We start from the raw sequence: 15105 nt of genomic DNA, 5'->3' as shown, positions 1-15105 counted from the left end.
TTCGTGACCAGTCGGCAAGCGCCCGCGTCAGGCGGCGTAGTCGCGCGGCAGCAGCGGCAGCCAGACGCGGAAGGTCGCGCCGCCACCCTCGGTGTCGAACACCTCGACCGAGCCGTGGTGCGCCGCGACGATGCCCGACACGATCGCGAGCCCGAGGCCCGAGCCACCGGTGTCCCGTGCACGCGAGGTGTCGGCACGCCAGAACCGCTGGAAGATCTTGTCGCGCAGCTGCGCCGGGATCCCCTCACCGTGGTCGATGACGTCGATGTGGGCCATGCCGCGGTCGTCGTCCACCCCGACGCCGATCTCGATCGGGTCGTCGTGCTCGGTGAACCGCATGGCGTTGCCCATCAGGTTCGTGACGATCTGGCGGATCTTGTTCTCCTCCGCCAGCACGATCGGGGGACGCTGGGGCATGACGACCGTCGGAAGCGGCGTGGTCTCGTCGGTGGGAGCGGCACCGGCCTCGATGTCCATCGCCCGGGTGCGCCGAGCACGCAGCCGCGCGATCGTCTGCCGCGAGAATGCGATGGGACCCGTGGTGTTCGCCGACGTGGGCGATGCCGGGGGGACCTCGCCCGTGTCGGACGAGGAGCCCGACGAGTCCGACGACCCCGACGAGAGCGAGGACGACGAAGCGGGCGGCCGCACTGCCTGGGGGACGCTCTCGCCCGTCATGGCGTCCTCGACCAGGACCTGGATCTCGCGGTCCGGGTTGGACGCCATGGTGTCGAGCGCCGAGTCACGGGCGATGGCGACGAGGTCGACCGGGCCGAGCTCGAGCGGCTTGGACTCGTCGATGCGGGCGAGCTGGAGCAGGTCCTGCACGAGCAGGCCCATCCGCTTCGCCTCTTTCTCGATGCGCTCCATCGCCTGGGCGACGTCCTCTTCCTTGCGCAGGGCGCCCATCCGGTACAGCTCGGCGTACCCGCGCAGGGACACCAGCGGGGTGCGGAGTTCGTGCGAGGCGTCGCCGACGAACCGCCGCATCTGGTCGATGGTGCGCTGGCGGTCCTCGAACGCGGTGTCGATGCGCTCGAGCATGACGTTGAGGGAGCGGTTCAGTCGCCCGACCTCGGTGTTCGGGGTGTCGGCCTCGAGGCGCTGGTTGAAGTCCCCGGCGGCGAAGCGTGCAGCGGTGTCCTCGACGTCGCGCAACGGGTCGAACGTGGCGGTGACGAGCAGCCGCGTGAGCATGGCGCCGAGCAGGATCACCGAGATGCCGAAGCCCAGGAAGATGACGGTGAACCGGGCGATGGTCTGGTCGGTGTCGGCGCTCGACACCGCGACGAGCACGAAGCCGGTCTCGGTGGAACCGCTCGTCTGGTTCTGCAGCGACGCCGGGATGACCTGAGCACGCCACTCGTGGTTGTGCTGGCTGTCGTAGAGCGAGAAGCGCGCGCCGTTCTGCGCCGCTGCGGAGAAGTCCAGTTCGCGGATGTCCGGACGGCTCGATGCCTTCGTCTGGCAGATCTGGTCGCCGTCGGCGTCGTACGCGGCCACGTAGGCGCTCTGCGACAGCACGACCGACAGCTTGCAGTACTGCTCGCCGTCGCTGATGTTCTGGCCCTCGAGCTGCTCCGTGGTGCCCTTGACGTTGTTGTCGAGCTGCGCCATCAGGTACGTCGACAGGACGGTCATCGTGCCGAGCCCGGCGACGAGCAGGCCGAGCGCGACCAGGAGCACCGTGATCCCGGTGATCTTGGTGCGCAGGGAGATCCCGTCCCACCAGCGGCTCATTCGCGTGTGCATGCTGCCCCAACGATAGACAGCGGCCGCCCGGTGAAACCGGACGACCGCCGTGAAGAACGGAACGGGCTACGAGGCCTTGGACGCCTTGAGCATGTACCCGAACCCGCGCTTGGTCTGGATGATCGGCTCGGCCGAGTACTGGTCGAGCTTGCGACGCAGGTACGAGATGTAGCTCTCGACGATGCCGGCGTCGCCGTTGAAGTCGTACTCCCAGACGTGGTCGAGGATCTGCGCCTTCGACAGCACGCGGTTCGGGTTGAGCATCAGGTAGCGGAGCAGCTTGAACTCGGTGGGGGAGAGCTCGATCTGCGCGTCACCGATCGTGACCTCGTGCGTGTCCTGGTCCATGGTGAGCTCGCCGGCGCGGATGATCGCGTCTTCCTCGTCGTTCATGGTGCGACGGAGGATGGCCTTGATGCGAGCGACGATCTCGTCGAGGGAGAACGGCTTGGTGACGTAGTCGTCGCCGCCGACGGTGAGGCCGGTGATCTTGTCCTCGGTGTCGTCCTTCGCGGTGAGGAACAGGATCGGCGAGGTGTACCCGGACGACCGCAGGCGCTTGGTGACGCCGAAGCCGTTCATGTCGGGGAGCATCACGTCGAGGATGATCAGGTCGGGTTCTTCCTCGAGCACGGCCGAGATCGCCTGTGCGCCGTTGCCGACGGCACGGACGGCGAACCCGGCGAAGCGCAACGAGGTCGTCAGGAGGTCGCGGATGTTCGGCTCGTCGTCGACGATCAGGATCTTGGGGCCATCGCTCATGGTCCTATCTTCTGACCGTTCCCTAATGGTTTCCTGAGAGCGGTGCGTACGTCAGCCCACGGGCGCCTGGACCTGGTCGGCATCCAGGATCGTGTAGGAGTACCCCTGCTCCGCGAGGAACCGCTGCCGGTTCTGTGCGAAGTCCTGGTCGACGGTGTCCCTGGCGACGAGCGTGTAGAACGACGCGGGCAGGCCGTCCTTGTTCGGGCGGAGCAGTCGACCGAGGCGCTGCGCTTCTTCTTGTCGTGACCCGAACGACCCGGAGACCTGGATCGCGACGGTGGCGTCGGGCAGGTCGATCGAGAAGTTCGCGACCTTCGACACGACCAGCACGTCCACCTCGCCGGCACGGAACGCGTCGTACAGCCGCTCGCGCTCGTCGACGGGCGTCGCACCGGTGATCTCGGCCGCGTCGAGGGACGAGGCCAGTGCGTCGAGCTGGTCGATGTACTGCCCGATCACCAAGATCTGCTCGCCGCGGTGCTTCTCGATGAGCTCGCGGACGACCGGGGTCTTCGCAGGCGAGGTGGCAGCGAGCCGGTAGCGCTCGTCGTCGCTCGAGGCCGCGTACTCCAGGCGTTCCTGGTGCGGCAGGTCGATGCGCACCTCGTAGCACTCGGCCGGGGAGATGTAGCCCTGGGCCTCGATCTCCTTCCACGGAGCGTCGTAGCGCTTCGGACCGATCAGGGAGAACACGTCGCCCTCCCGGCCGTCCTCGCGCACGAGCGTCGCGGTCAGGCCCAGGCGTCGGCGGGCCTGCAGGTCGGCGGTCAGCTTGAACACCGGGGCCGGCAGCAGGTGGACCTCGTCGTAGACGATGAGGCCCCAGTCGAGGGCGTCGAGCAGGGACAGGTGCGTGTACTCGCCCTTCCGACGGGCGGTCAGGATCTGGTAGGTCGCGATCGTGACCGGCCGGATCTCCTTGACGCTGCCCGAGTACTCGCCGATGTCCTCGGCCTGCAGGGTCGTGCGCTTGAGGAGCTCGCTGCGCCACTGCCGCGCGGACACGGTGTTCGTCACGAGGATGAGCGTGGTCGCCTTGACGGTCGCCATCGCCCCGGCACCGACCAGGGTCTTGCCGGCGCCACAGGGCAGCACGACGACACCGGAGCCCTGCGCGAAGAACGTGTCGACGGCCTGCTCCTGGTACGGGCGCATGTGCCACTCGGTCGTGTCGAGGTCGATCGGGTGCGGCTGCCCGGGGGTGTAGCCCGCCAGGTCCTCGGCCGGCCAGCCGAGCTTCACGAGTTCCTGCTTGATCTGCCCGCGTGCCCACGGCTGCAGCTCGACCTCGGAGGGGGTCCGCATGTCGCCGAGCAGTGGCTTGATCCGCTTCGACCGGATGACCTCGGCCAGCACGGACGGGTCCTCGGCGGTCAGGAGCAGGACGGGCAGGCGCTCGAGTTCCTCGTTGGGGGAGTTCGCGATGACCGGGGCGTCCTCGCGTTCCTCGCGCCGGATGACGAGTCGGCCGTAGCGGGACACCGTGTCGCGGATGTCCACGGTGACGCTCTGCGGCACCGGGAACTTGGCGAAGCGCTCGAGGGTGGCGATCATCGCCTCGGCGTCGTGTCCGGCGGCCCGTGCGTTCCACAGGCCGAGGCGGGTGATGCGGTAGGTGTGCACGTGCTCGGGGGCGCGTTCGAGTTCGGCGAAGGCCGCGAGCTCGTGGCGTGCGTCCTCGGCGTCGGGGTGTGCGACCTCGAGGAGCACGGTGCGGTCGCTCTGCACGATCAGCGGTCCGTTCATGACCTGCCAGCCTAGCCGTCGTCACCTGCGTTCGGGTGACCGTGCCCCTCAGGCGTCGCTCTCGACCGCCACGACGAGCGACAGCGGCAGCGTGCGCTCGACGTCGACGCTGGTGTCGCGCCCTCGGACGCGTCCGGCGGCGACCGAGGTCGGGATGATCGAGAACGGCCGTTCGGAGCCGTCCGGCATCCGCACCGTCAGCCGGATCGGCGTGCGACCGCGCACCGCCAGGTCGATCTGCCGCCCGAGCCACTCCTGCTCCGGTTCGGCGTCGCCGCGCTGGGTGGTCAGGCGGAGCCGTTCCACGAGTGCGTGCGCCGCCTGCTCCGGCGAGCGTCCGGTGGGGCTGCGCCGACCGGGAGGCCCGTGGTGCGTCTCGGGGCGGGCGCCGGTCGCGAGCACGGCCGGGTAGCGCTGGTCCTCGAGCGCGGTGTGCACGACGTGCGCCGGGTAGCGGGTGGTGAGCGTCGTCAGGTCGCTGCGCTCCCACGCCATCTGCCGGAGTTCGGCGTCGACACCGATCAGGTCGAGCTGGTCCGCGGTGCCGCGGACGACGGTGCCGACCCCGCCCTCGCCGCGGTCGACGACGATGCTGCCGTCGCGTCCGGCGACCTGGTCGACCAGGTAGGCGAGGGGCTGCGGGACGCCGGTCGACGACAGTCGGGTGAGCAGCGCCAGGACGTCGTCGCGGGAGTGCCCGGCACGGAACGCCGTGCGCAGGGTGTCCTCGGAGATGCGGTAGCGGGCGGCCAGACCGGGTGCCTCGAGCACGGCGACCGTGCGCAGGGCGGCGTCGTCGACCGGGGCGAGGGGCCCGGGGGCGATCACCGTCAGGTCGTGCTGCAGGTACACCTGGCTGACGGTGCCGGGCAGGTCGTCCGCTGCGGGCCTGGCGTCACCGTCCAGCAACGCGCGGCCGGTGCTCGTGACGATGCCGTCGACCGCGAGTCCGAGCGACGCGGCGGTGCCGGCCGCCTCGAGCAGCACGGCGTCGAGCCAGCGGGAGCCCGCCGGGTACGCCCAGCGGCCGAGTGCCACGAGGTCGCGCAGGTCGTCGTCGGCGAGTGCGAGGACCTCGTGCACCGCGGGGCCGAGGGTGTCCGCCCAGGCCGACACGAGCGTCGCCCAGCGGTCCGGCCAGCCGGCGACGAGCCAGTCCTGTCCGGCGTCGGTGACCGTCCACCGGCCGGAGCCCGGGTCGGCGAACCCGACCCGGTCGAGCAGTGCGAGGCGGCCGGGCACGACGTCGGCGTCGGTGCCGATGCGCTCGGCCAGGGTCTTCGCGAGCGGCGTGCCGATGCCGCCCTTGACGAGTTCGCGGACGGTGCCGGCGTCCACCGCACGCAGCAGCTCGGCGAGCACGGTCATGCTCGAGAACGCCTGCTCCGCGCCGGTGGTGCGCGCGCGGTCCTGGCCGGCCACGTCGTCGGCGTGGGCGGCGCGGTCGGGGCGATCCGGGCCTCCCGTCGATCGCAGTGCCACGAGGTCGGGGTGGGCGGCCACGCGTGCGGCGACCGCGTCGTCGACGGCGCCGTCCTCGTCGGCCAGGCCGAGCGTGATCGCCGGACCGAGGCGGTCGGTGTCACCGCCGTCGCGGAGCGCCAGGATCGTGGCGCGGGGCAGGTGCTCGACGGCGGCGTCGACCGCGTCGTCGGTGCGGAGCGCCTCGGCCAGGTCGAAGAAGTCGGTGATCCGTTGCGGACCGGTCTCGCCGAGGGCGGCCGGGGGCAGGCTCCGCGCAGCGACGAGTCGTTCGAGGGAGTCGTCCGGCAACGCCCGGAGTCGGGCGGCCAGGTCGGCGGTGGTCGTCATCGTCCGGTGCCAGCGTCCGGGGCGGACGTCAGCGAGCCGTCCGGTTGGCTCGTGCGCGGCGCGTCCAAGTGATGGCGAGGAGCGTGAAGACCAGGACCATGCCGATCGGGAAACCGACGAGCGGGATCGCCATGATCACCGGCCACGGCATGGAGCCCTGCGCGCTCGGGACCGTCAGCCACATGACGATCATCGCCGCCATGCAGAGGAACGCAGCGATGAATATGCCACCGACCATGAACGCCAGAGCGCGTTCGGTACGATTGAACGTCACCGGGGGTTCTGCGGAATCCTGCGGGTTCCCGGTTGATCGGGTCGGATTGGCCATCGACCCAGGATATCCGACGCACCACGGCCGTACCACGACCTCGAGGAGTCCACGCATGCCCACCGGCAAGGTCAAGTTCTACGACGACGACAAGGGCTTCGGCTTCATCACCGGAGACGACGGCGACCAGGTGTTCCTGCACGCGTCCTCGCTGCCCGACGGCGTCGTGACCGTGAAGGCGGGATCCCGGCTCGAGTACGGCGTCGTGCAGGGGAAGAAGGGGTCGCAGGCACTGTCCGTGCGGCTCCTCGACCCGCAGCCGTCGTTGTCCCGGATGACCCGTCGCTCCGCAGACGACATGGCCGTGATCGTCGAGGACCTGGTGAAGGAACTCGACCGGATCAGCGGAGACCTCCGCCACGGCCGCTACCCGAAGAACGGCGATCGACTCGCCGCCATCCTGCGGCACGTCGCAGACCAGTTGGAGGCGTGACGCCATGACAGACAGCGACGCAGTACCCGTTGACTACACCGACCTGGCGCGGACCGCGCTGCTCGAGGTGACCCCCGAGTCGAGCATCGGCGCGCCCGTCGGCACCGTGGACGAGGGCGACGGCGTCGTCTCCGTCCTGTTCGCGAACCGCATGCCGGGCTACCCCGGCTGGCGCTGGACCGTCAGCGTCGCGAAGGTCGGCGACGAGGACCCCACCGTGCTCGAGGTCGAGCTGATGCCCGGCGACGGCTCGCTCGTCGCGCCGGAGTGGGTGCCGTGGTCCGAGCGACTGGCCGAGTACCGGGCGGCACAGGACCACGAGTCGGACGAGGAGTCCGACGACGAGGGCGACGACGACGAGTCGGACGACGAGGACGACGACGACTTCGATGACGAGTCGGACGAGGACGCCGACTACGACGACTCGGACGACGACGAAGCCGACGACGAGTCGGAGGACGACGAGGACGACGAGGACTCCGAGTTCGAAGCGGACGAGGACGACCTCGACGAACCGGACGACGACGACATCGATGGTGTGGACGTCGACGCGCTCGCCGACACCGCTGATGCGGACGACGAGGACGTCGACGACGCCCCGCAGCCCCCTCGCCGTCGTCGCGCGCAGCGCGTGCAGCCCGTCGACCCGGACGCCGACCTCGACGGCGCCCAGCTCGATGCCGGTGAGGTCGACCCGGACTTCCACCGCTCCTGACACGCACCCGAAGAACGACGAAGCACCACGGGATCCCGTGGTGCTTCGTCGTTTCCGTGGTGTTCGTCGCCGGCGCTGGCCCGCGCGACGGACGGCTCAGCGCAGGGCGTCGACCGTGAAGTCGATCGCCTGCACGAGCTTCGCGACGTCATCCGGGTCGATCGCGGTGAACGTCGCGACGCGCAGCTGGTTGCGCCCGAGCTTCCGGTACGGCTCGGTGTCGACGATGCCGTTCGCGCGCAGGGTCGCGGCGACGGCCTTGGCGTCGATCGAGTCGTCGAGGTCGATCGTGGCGACGACCTGCGAGCGGGCTGCGGGGTCGGTCACGAACGGCGTCGCGTAGTCGACCGACTCGGCCCAGTCGTACAGCGTGGACGACGAGGTCTTCGTGCGGGTGTCCGCCCAGGCCAGGCCGCCCGACTCGTTGATCCACCGGACCTGGTCGTCGAGCAGCAGCAGCGTCGAGATCGCCGGGGTGTTCAGCGTCTGGTTCAGGCGCGAGTTGTCGACGGCGTTCTTGAGCGACAGGAACTCGGGGATGTACCGACCGCTCGCTGCGATGCGCTCGACGCGCTCGATCGCGGCGGGGGAGAACAGCGCGAGCCACAGGCCGCCGTCGGAGGCGAAGTTCTTCTGCGGGGCGAAGTAGTAGACGTCGGTGGCGTCCACGTCGAACGCGGCACCACCGGCGGCGCTCGTGGCGTCGACGACGGTCAGTGCTCCGGCGTCACCGGCGGCGCGGACGACCGGGGCCATGACACCGGTCGAGGTCTCGTTGTGCGGGTAGGCGTAGACGTCGACGCCGTCGACGGGCTCGAGCGCGGCGAGCGATCCGCCGGGGGCCTCGACGACGTGCGGTGCCTCGAGCCACGGGGCGCCGGCGGCCTTGGCGAACTTCGACCCGAACTCGCCGAAGGACAGGTTCTCTGCGCGACGCTCGATGAGGCCGAACGCGGCGGCGTCCCAGAACGCGGTCGAGCCGCCGTTGCCGAGGACGACCTCGTAGCCCTCGGGGACCTGGAACAGGTCGGCGAGCCCGGAGCGGACGCTGCCGACCAGGTCCTTCACGGGCTTCTGGCGGTGGGACGTGCCGAGGATCGTGGCCCCGCGCGTCACGAGGGACTCGAGCTGCGCGCCGCGGATCTTGGACGGTCCGCAGCCGAAGCGGCCGTCGGTGGGGAGGAGTTCGGCGGGGATGACGATGTCTGCCATGCACCGATCCTACCGAGCGCGATCCCAGTGCTGGTGCGCCTGTACCGGCCGGACGGGGAGGCCTGGAGCGCTGTGGCCACGGCCCTCTTCTTGCCCCGTGCAAGTGTCGGTCGGAGTTCGTCGGTCCGAACAAGTAGGGTGGTGGCCGCTGGGCCCAGACATGAGAGGCGGACCGTGACCGATCTCGTCGACACCACGGAGATGTACCTTCGCACCATCCTCGACTTGGAGGAGGAGGCGATCGTTCCGCTGCGCGCTCGCATCTCGGAGCGCCTCGGCCACTCGGGCCCGACGGTCTCGCAGACCATCGCCCGCATGGAGCGCGACGGCCTGGTCGTCGTCTCCGGCGACCGCCACCTCGAGCTCACCGACGAAGGGCGCTCCCGAGCCACCCACGTCATGCGCAAGCACCGTCTGGCGGAGCGCCTGCTGGCCGACGTCATCGGACTCGACTGGGCGTTCGTCCACGACGAGGCCTGCCGGTGGGAACACGTCATGAGCGAGCAGGTCGAGGTCCGCCTGCTCGAGATGCTCGGCAACCCGACCGAGTCGCCCTACGGCAACCCGATCCCCGGCCTGGCCGAGATCGGCGGTCCCGCGGCCGCCGGGTTCCTCGACGGCGTGCAGAACATCGTCGCCGCGACCGAGGGCACCGACGCCGTCGCGACCGGTGTGATCCGTCGTCTGGGCGAGCCCGTGCAGTTCGAGCCCGAGCTCCTGCACCAGCTCCGCACGGCCGGCGTCATGCCCGGTCGTCTGGCGAGCGTGCAGCGCGCCGGGGCCTACGTCGCCGTCCGCGTCGAGGGTGAGGACTCGGGCATCGAGCTCCCCGTCGAGGTCGCGCAGCACGTGTACATCGAGCGGGACTGATTTCAGGGCCCTGACCAGGGCTTCTTTACCGTTTCGTTACAAACGGCCCGTTTCATCTCGACAAGGTAACGACGGCCCCGTACACTCGTCGAGTCCCCGCGCTGCGCCTGAGCCGGAGACCCGTGGCAGGACGTCTCGAACCCGTCTCCTGCCTCGATCGGAAACGATGACGAACGGATGGGGTTGCACGTCGCCGGACACCCACGGCAGCGTGATGACGAGACGCCGGAGACCACACCCTTGACGCAGACCGGTTCCGCCGCGGACGACCAGACGCCCGCCAACCCGACGAACACCGAGAACGCCACCGACGCACCGCTCACCCGGCGGTCCGTCCGCCAGGCCGACGCGCGCCCGACCCGCAAGGTCGTCCCGGTCCGCTCCGCCCCGCTCCCCGGTGGCCGTCGTGCCGCACAGGCCGCAGCCACCGCGACCGCTGCCAAGGCGAGCTCGTCGTCGCGCAAGCGCAAGTTCCTCGCCCCCATCGTCCTGACGGTCGCCGCCGGCATGTTCGGCACCGTGGCGGTCGCGCCGGCCTTCGCCGCGCAGACCTCCACCGGCACCGAGGCTGCGAACGCGCAGCGTCAGGTCCGTGCGACGCAGAGCCAGGAGTTCTCGGTGTCCGACGCCGTCGCACTGGCCGGCACGAGCCGCGACGGCTACGGCGCCACGTCGACCGCGACGCTCGACGCACGTGCAGCGGCCAAGCAGGCTGCAGCCGACCAGGCCGAAGCGACCGAGGCAGCCGCTGAGCAGGCCGAGCAGGCAGCATCGGCCACGCAGGCGGCGCGTGCCCAGACCGCCGAGCAGTACGCCTCGTACACCGGTCCGTCTGCCGCCGACTACGTGGCCAGCTCCAGTGCCGCGGACACCCCGTTCTCGCTGCCGGCCGTGGTCGCCACCGCCAAGCAGTACATCGGCACCCCGTACGTCTTCGGCGGCGCCGACCCGTCCGGCTTCGACTGCTCGGGCTACGTCATGTTCGTCTACGCCCAGTACGGCATCAACCTCGCGCACTCCGTGCCGCTGCAGGACCAGGCCGGCACCACGATCCCCGAGTCCGAGGCGCAGCCCGGCGACGTCGTCATCTTCAACAACGAGGCGCACGACGGCTTCTACATGGGCAACGGCATGATCATGGACGCCCCGAAGCCCGGTGGCTCCGTGTCGATCCGTCCGATCTGGACCAGCGACTACCACATCGTCCGCTTCGGCATCTGAGGCATCAGACCCGACCGCGGGGCATCGAACCCGTGAACATCGCCGAAACCGGCCCGTGCACCCTCGTGCCGGGCCGGTTTCTGACGTAGCCTGGCGCTGCACCGGTCCGCAAGGCCCCGAGCAGGGAGACCCCATGTCGTTGTTCCGCACGACCCGCACCATGGGTCGGCGCGCGCGCATCGACATACGGTCGACCACCGCCTGCGTGCACGAGCACGCCCCTGCATGACCAGAGCACTGCCCATCCGGGTGGTGCTCTTCGTGGTTCAGGGGACGTGTGCGCGAGCGACGGTCACCTGCGAAGGACCCCGGTCCGACGCACCCGCAGCGCCTGGAAGCCGTCCAGGCACGTCGGAAGGGAACCAATGCGCACTCTCGTCCTCAACGCCGGTTACGAGCCCCTCGCGGTGATCTCGTTCCGACGAGCCCTCGTGCTGGTCATGAACCAGAAGGCCTCCGTCGTCGCAGCCGACCTCGAACACCCGGTCACCGGGTCGACCTCGAGCTTCGATCGGCCGTCCGTCATCATCCTCACCCGGTACGTGCGCATCCCGCACTCGAGACTCGTGCCGGTGTCGCGTCGCGGAGTCCTGCGCCGCGACGCCAACCGGTGCGCGTACTGCGACCGGCACGCGACGACGATCGACCACGTGCAGCCGAAGTCGCGCGGTGGGCAGGACTCGTGGGAGAACCTCGTGGCCTGCTGCCTGGCGTGCAACAACGAGAAGGGTGACCGCACCCCGCAGGAGATGGGGTGGCGGCTGCGTTTCCGTCCGAAGATCCCGCACGGTTCGTCGTGGGTCGTCCGCGGCATCGAGCGTCCGCAGGCGGAGTGGGACGAGTACCTCGTGGCCGCGTAGCGGCCTGCGCTGCAGGCGCCGAGCGAGCAGAAGGCGACTGGTCGCGGGTGGCGACCCGTCGTCTTGTGCTCACTCCGTGACGGACTGGAGGCACGTGGCGAACCCGCCACGTGCCTCCAGGCCGTCAGGTGGGTGCGTTCAGAGCGCGCGCTTGCGGCCCGGCAGGAGGAAGACCGCAACGATCCCGAAGGCGATGTAGACGAAGTTGAACAGCGACGCGAAGGTGACCAGCGCGTGCGATCCGCCGGTCACGACGGCGTGCGCATCGTTGATGCCGCCCGCTGCCATCAGGGTGGTGGGGTCGGTGAGGGCGTGCAGGAGCATCGGGACTATGAGCCACCGGCTCACCCGGAGCGCGAGGAACATCATCGCGCCGAAGCCCATCGCGTAGCCGACCGTCGCGAACACGAGCAGTGGGTTGCCGCCGCCGAGCAGGTTCTGCAGATGGATCAACCCGAAGACGACCGACGACAGCACGTAGACCGCACGCTCGCTGTACCCGTGGTGTTCGAGCAGCTCGACCGTGAGACCACGGGTGAGGAGTTCTTCGGCGAACCCGACGCAGAGGCCGAAGAACAAGATCGCGAGGACGAGCGTGGGGGTGAAGCGGGACCAGTCGGTGCCGGCGAGCTTCATCACTGGCGGGACGACGGTGATGACGACCGCGATCCACATCCACCGCGGGGCGCGTGCAGAGCGCCGGCGGAACAGGTGCGGCAGGCACCCGAGTGAGCGCGCGAACAGCAGCAGGAGCAGACCCATCAGGCCGATCGGCAGGATCGAGGCCAAGAGCACGCTCGCGGGGTCGCCGTACAGGTCGTCGAGGTCGATGAACGGCCGCACGAACAGGCCGATCAGCTGACTGATGCCGAGGTACACGAGCAGGTAGACGGCGGCGAGCAGGACCGAACGCCACCACCCGCCGCGTGCCCAGAAGCGTTGCCACGCGTTCGCGGTCGTCTGATCCGTCATGTGGTTTCCCCTGAGGTGTCTGTCGTGTGCAGTGCCTGGTGGGTGGCAGAGGGTCCCAGCCTGCCGTATCCCGGGTCCGCCTGCCGGGGTAGGGCACTCGATGCGTCAGCGTGTGCTGTATGGTCAGCGAATGCTGACCATAGCCCCGCGGCTCGACGTCATGCACCGGCTCGGCCGGGCGATGGCGGACCGGACGCGCTCCCGGATCCTGCTCGAGATGCTCGAAGCGCCGGTCTACCCGGGTCGGCTCGCGACCGACCTGGGGCTCACCCGGTCGAACGTCTCGAACCACCTCGCCTGCCTGCGCGGATGCGGCATCGTCGTCGCGGTGCCCGAGGGGCGCTCCACCCGGTACGAGATCGCCGACCCGCACCTCGGGGCTGCGATCCGCTCGCTCCTCGAGGTCGTGCTCGCCGTCGACGACGGCGAAGCCTGCACCGACGAGGACTGCGACGTCCCGCTCTGCTGCGGACCCGGCGCGTGACCGGTGTGACGGCTACGGTCGTGCCTGATCGCCGACGGGTGCTGCAGCGACGGATCCGGTGGATCGTCGCCGCGACGATCACGTACAACGTCATCGAGGCGGCCATCGCGATCGCCGCCGGTTCGGTGGCGTCCTCGACCGCCCTGATCGGCTTCGGACTCGACTCCGTCGTCGAGGTCCTGTCCGCCGCTGCCGTCGCGTGGCAGTTCGCCGGGCCGGACCCCGAGGCGCGGGAGCGCGTCGCGCTCAAGGTCATTGCGGTGTCGTTCTTCGCGCTGGCGCTGTACGTCAGTGTCGACGCGGTGCTGACCCTGACCGGGGTGCGCGAGCCGGAGCACAGCACCGTCGGGATCGTGCTGGCGGCGGTCAGCCTGGCCGTGATGCCCTTCCTCAGCCTGCTCGAACGGCGGACCGGGAGGGAACTCGGTTCGGCGTCGGCGATCGCGGACTCCAAGCAGACCCTGGTGTGCAGCTACCTGTCCGCCGCGGTGTTGGTCGGGCTGCTCCTGAACACGCTGTTCGGCTGGTCGTGGGCTGATCCGGTGGCCGGCCTGGTGGTCGTCGTGTTCGCGGTGCGCGAGGGGCTCGAGGCCTGGCGGGGCGATGCCTGCAAGCAGCCGGTCGCCGCCCTGACCGGCGAGCGCACGGCCGACGCCTGCGACTGCTGCTGACGCGCGCTCGGGTGCGGTGACCGCCGTCCACGTGTCGGTCCCGCTGAGTAGCGTCGCGGGCATGGGCGAGACACCGCAGATCGACGACGCGACCATCGAGGACCTCCGCGCGCGACTGCGGGCCACGCGCTGGCCGGACGCACCCGCCGGCGCCGGTTGGTCGCTCGGGGCGGACGTCGACGAGCTCCGGTCGCTCATCGAGTACTGGGCCGACGGCTTCGACTTCGACGCGCACCGGGCGGCGCTCGCCGCACTGCCGAGCCGACGGCTGACGATCGACGGCACCGGGATCCACGTGCTGCACGCCCGAGCGGGCACTCCCGACGCGTTGCCGCTCCTGCTCGCGCACGGCTGGCCGGACTCCGGATGGCGGTACCGCAAGGTCCTGCCGATGCTCGTCGAGGCCGGCTTCGACGTGATCGTGCCGGACATGCCCGGGTACGGGTTCTCCGACGCCCCGCCGCAGCCGATCGACGCCCGAGCGGTCGCCGGCATGTGGGCCGAGCTGATGACCGAGCTCGGCTACGAACGGTTCGCGGTCGCCGGCGGGGACATCGGCACGCACGTCGCCCGGTACCTCGCGCTCGACCACGCCGACCGGGTCGTCGCCGTGCACCGCATCGACGGCGGGCTCGCCTGGCCCGGCATCGACCTGGACACGTTGTCGCCGGAGGAGCGCGGGTTCGTCGCGGCGACGGCACGGTGGCGCGACGCCGAGGGGGCCTACGCGATGATGCACCGCACCAAGCCGCAGACCGCCGCGGTGGGCCTGAACGACTCACCCGCCGGGCTCGCCGCGTGGATCGTCGAGAAGCTGCGGTCGTGGAGCGACTGCGACGGTGACCTGTGGTCCGTCTACACGCGGGACGAGGTGCTCGCGTTGCTGACCGAGTACTGGGCCACCGGGACGATCGGCTCGGCGATGCGGATGTACCACGCGAACGCCGCCATCCCGCCGGAGCAGTCGGCCCGACGGGTCGAGGTGCCCTCCGGGTTCTCGCTGTTCCCCGGCGACCTGGTGGAGCCGCCGCGGGCGTGGCTGGAGCGGACGACGAACCTGGTGTCGTACCGGATGATGCCGCGCGGCGGGCACTTCGCGCCGTTCGAGCAACCGGCGCTGTACGTCGACGAGCTGACGACCTTCCTGGAGCCGTTCCGCCGCTAGAGTGGACGGGCCAGCCTCTGTAGCTCAATGGAAGAGCAGTTCCGTCCTAAGGAAACGGTTGGGGGTTCGAGTCCCTCCAGGGGCACCGAAGCCGGGCGC

The 15105-nt window shown here is 70.2% G+C and carries 15 protein-coding genes and 1 tRNA gene; 9 read left to right on the top strand and 7 right to left on the bottom strand.

Annotation, left to right across the window (positions count from 1 at the left end; all coding sequences use genetic code 11):
• Nucleotides 1-27 precede the first annotated feature (27 nt).
• From EDF28_RS00715 to EDF28_RS00695, 5 genes are all read right to left on the bottom strand, one after another.
• Nucleotides 28-1752, bottom strand: coding sequence for a cell wall metabolism sensor histidine kinase WalK (locus tag EDF28_RS00715; protein ID WP_123936847.1), 1725 nt, complete (start codon nt 1750-1752; stop codon nt 28-30).
• A gap of 66 nt (nt 1753-1818) precedes the next feature.
• Nucleotides 1819-2514, bottom strand: coding sequence for a response regulator transcription factor (locus tag EDF28_RS00710; RefSeq protein WP_017888045.1), 696 nt, complete (start codon nt 2512-2514; stop codon nt 1819-1821).
• A 51-nt stretch (nt 2515-2565) separates the two neighbouring features.
• Nucleotides 2566-4263, bottom strand: coding sequence for a DNA repair helicase XPB (locus EDF28_RS00705; protein WP_123936846.1), 1698 nt, complete (start codon nt 4261-4263; stop codon nt 2566-2568).
• A 48-nt stretch (nt 4264-4311) separates the two neighbouring features.
• On the bottom strand, nt 4312-6075 hold the full coding sequence (locus tag EDF28_RS00700) for a helicase-associated domain-containing protein (protein ID WP_123936845.1): 1764 nt from the start codon (nt 6073-6075) through the stop codon (nt 4312-4314).
• 28 nt (nt 6076-6103) lie between these two features.
• Nucleotides 6104-6403 carry a hypothetical protein gene (locus tag EDF28_RS00695; protein WP_123936844.1) on the bottom strand — a complete coding sequence of 100 codons (300 nt, stop codon included), beginning with the start codon at nt 6401-6403 and terminating at the stop codon, nt 6104-6106.
• A 55-nt stretch (nt 6404-6458) separates the two neighbouring features.
• On the opposite strand from EDF28_RS00695, the gene EDF28_RS00690 reads away from it, so the two are divergent.
• Nucleotides 6459-6836 carry a cold-shock protein gene (locus tag EDF28_RS00690; protein ID WP_111085215.1) on the top strand — a complete coding sequence of 126 codons (378 nt, stop codon included), beginning with the start codon at nt 6459-6461 and terminating at the stop codon, nt 6834-6836.
• 4 nt (nt 6837-6840) lie between these two features.
• On the top strand, nt 6841-7551 hold the full coding sequence (locus tag EDF28_RS00685) for a DUF3027 domain-containing protein (protein ID WP_123936843.1): 711 nt from the start codon (nt 6841-6843) through the stop codon (nt 7549-7551).
• A 96-nt stretch (nt 7552-7647) separates the two neighbouring features.
• Here the strand turns inward: EDF28_RS00685 and serC are convergent, their stop codons facing one another.
• Nucleotides 7648-8763 (bottom strand): phosphoserine transaminase, encoded by a 1116-nt coding sequence (gene serC / locus EDF28_RS00680; RefSeq protein WP_123340884.1) that lies wholly within the window; start codon nt 8761-8763, stop codon nt 7648-7650.
• Between the two features lie 174 nt (nt 8764-8937).
• Here serC and EDF28_RS00675 point away from each other — a divergent pair, with 174 nt between their 5' ends.
• The 3 genes from EDF28_RS00675 to EDF28_RS00665 all read left to right on the top strand — a co-directional run bounded on the left by EDF28_RS00675 (nt 8938) and on the right by EDF28_RS00665 (nt 11714).
• Nucleotides 8938-9633: a metal-dependent transcriptional regulator gene (locus EDF28_RS00675; protein ID WP_111085212.1), complete on the top strand. Its 696-nt coding sequence runs from the start codon at nt 8938-8940 to the stop codon at nt 9631-9633.
• A gap of 177 nt (nt 9634-9810) precedes the next feature.
• A complete protein-coding gene (locus EDF28_RS19650; protein ID WP_123936842.1) occupies nt 9811-10854 on the top strand; it encodes a C40 family peptidase in 1044 nt (347 codons plus the stop codon).
• A gap of 365 nt (nt 10855-11219) precedes the next feature.
• Nucleotides 11220-11714, top strand: coding sequence for an HNH endonuclease (locus EDF28_RS00665; protein ID WP_111085210.1), 495 nt, complete (start codon nt 11220-11222; stop codon nt 11712-11714).
• 138 nt (nt 11715-11852) lie between these two features.
• Here the strand turns inward: EDF28_RS00665 and EDF28_RS00660 are convergent, their stop codons facing one another.
• The gene (locus EDF28_RS00660) at nt 11853-12686 is read right to left on the bottom strand and encodes a CPBP family intramembrane glutamic endopeptidase (RefSeq protein ID WP_123936841.1); all 834 of its coding nucleotides are present in this window, start codon (nt 12684-12686) and stop codon (nt 11853-11855) included.
• A gap of 130 nt (nt 12687-12816) precedes the next feature.
• On the opposite strand from EDF28_RS00660, the gene EDF28_RS00655 reads away from it, so the two are divergent.
• The 4 genes from EDF28_RS00655 to EDF28_RS00640 all read left to right on the top strand — a co-directional run bounded on the left by EDF28_RS00655 (nt 12817) and on the right by EDF28_RS00640 (nt 15091).
• On the top strand, nt 12817-13170 hold the full coding sequence (locus EDF28_RS00655; RefSeq protein WP_123936840.1) for a helix-turn-helix transcriptional regulator: 354 nt from the start codon (nt 12817-12819) through the stop codon (nt 13168-13170).
• Nucleotides 13171-13190: 20 nt separating this feature from the next.
• Nucleotides 13191-13841, top strand: coding sequence for a cation diffusion facilitator family transporter (locus EDF28_RS00650; protein ID WP_260154451.1), 651 nt, complete (start codon nt 13191-13193; stop codon nt 13839-13841).
• Nucleotides 13842-13902: 61 nt separating this feature from the next.
• Nucleotides 13903-15006: an epoxide hydrolase family protein gene (locus EDF28_RS00645; RefSeq protein ID WP_123936839.1), complete on the top strand. Its 1104-nt coding sequence runs from the start codon at nt 13903-13905 to the stop codon at nt 15004-15006.
• Between the two features lie 13 nt (nt 15007-15019).
• A tRNA-Arg gene (locus EDF28_RS00640) sits at nt 15020-15091 on the top strand.
• The last annotated feature ends 14 nt before the right edge of the window (nt 15092-15105 follow it).

Origin of the sequence: Curtobacterium sp. PhB137 (assembly GCF_003814955.1) — a bacterium.
Lineage (GTDB): Bacteria > Actinomycetota > Actinomycetes > Actinomycetales > Microbacteriaceae > Curtobacterium.
Note: the sequence above shows the minus strand (reverse complement) of the source record. Positions and strands in the feature narration are given on the sequence as shown.

What these genes read in the sequence shown, in the direction of transcription:
- EDF28_RS00710 (WP_017888045.1), bottom strand. Translation starts at nt 2,514, where the DNA reads ATGAGCGATGGCCCCAAGATCCTGATCGTCGACGACGAGCCGAACATC.
- EDF28_RS00695 (WP_123936844.1), bottom strand. Translation starts at nt 6,403, where the DNA reads ATGGCCAATCCGACCCGATCAACCGGGAACCCGCAGGATTCCGCAGAA.
- EDF28_RS00705 (WP_123936846.1), bottom strand. Translation starts at nt 4,263, where the DNA reads ATGAACGGACCGCTGATCGTGCAGAGCGACCGCACCGTGCTCCTCGAG.
- EDF28_RS19650 (WP_123936842.1), top strand. Translation starts at nt 9,811, where the DNA reads ATGGGGTTGCACGTCGCCGGACACCCACGGCAGCGTGATGACGAGACG.
- EDF28_RS00715 (WP_123936847.1), bottom strand. Translation starts at nt 1,752, where the DNA reads ATGCACACGCGAATGAGCCGCTGGTGGGACGGGATCTCCCTGCGCACC.
- serC (WP_123340884.1), bottom strand. Translation starts at nt 8,763, where the DNA reads ATGGCAGACATCGTCATCCCCGCCGAACTCCTCCCCACCGACGGCCGC.
- EDF28_RS00660 (WP_123936841.1), bottom strand. Translation starts at nt 12,686, where the DNA reads ATGACGGATCAGACGACCGCGAACGCGTGGCAACGCTTCTGGGCACGC.
- EDF28_RS00655 (WP_123936840.1), top strand. Translation starts at nt 12,817, where the DNA reads ATGCTGACCATAGCCCCGCGGCTCGACGTCATGCACCGGCTCGGCCGG.
- EDF28_RS00685 (WP_123936843.1), top strand. Translation starts at nt 6,841, where the DNA reads ATGACAGACAGCGACGCAGTACCCGTTGACTACACCGACCTGGCGCGG.
- EDF28_RS00645 (WP_123936839.1), top strand. Translation starts at nt 13,903, where the DNA reads ATGGGCGAGACACCGCAGATCGACGACGCGACCATCGAGGACCTCCGC.
- EDF28_RS00700 (WP_123936845.1), bottom strand. Translation starts at nt 6,075, where the DNA reads ATGACGACCACCGCCGACCTGGCCGCCCGACTCCGGGCGTTGCCGGAC.
- EDF28_RS00665 (WP_111085210.1), top strand. Translation starts at nt 11,220, where the DNA reads ATGCGCACTCTCGTCCTCAACGCCGGTTACGAGCCCCTCGCGGTGATC.
- EDF28_RS00690 (WP_111085215.1), top strand. Translation starts at nt 6,459, where the DNA reads ATGCCCACCGGCAAGGTCAAGTTCTACGACGACGACAAGGGCTTCGGC.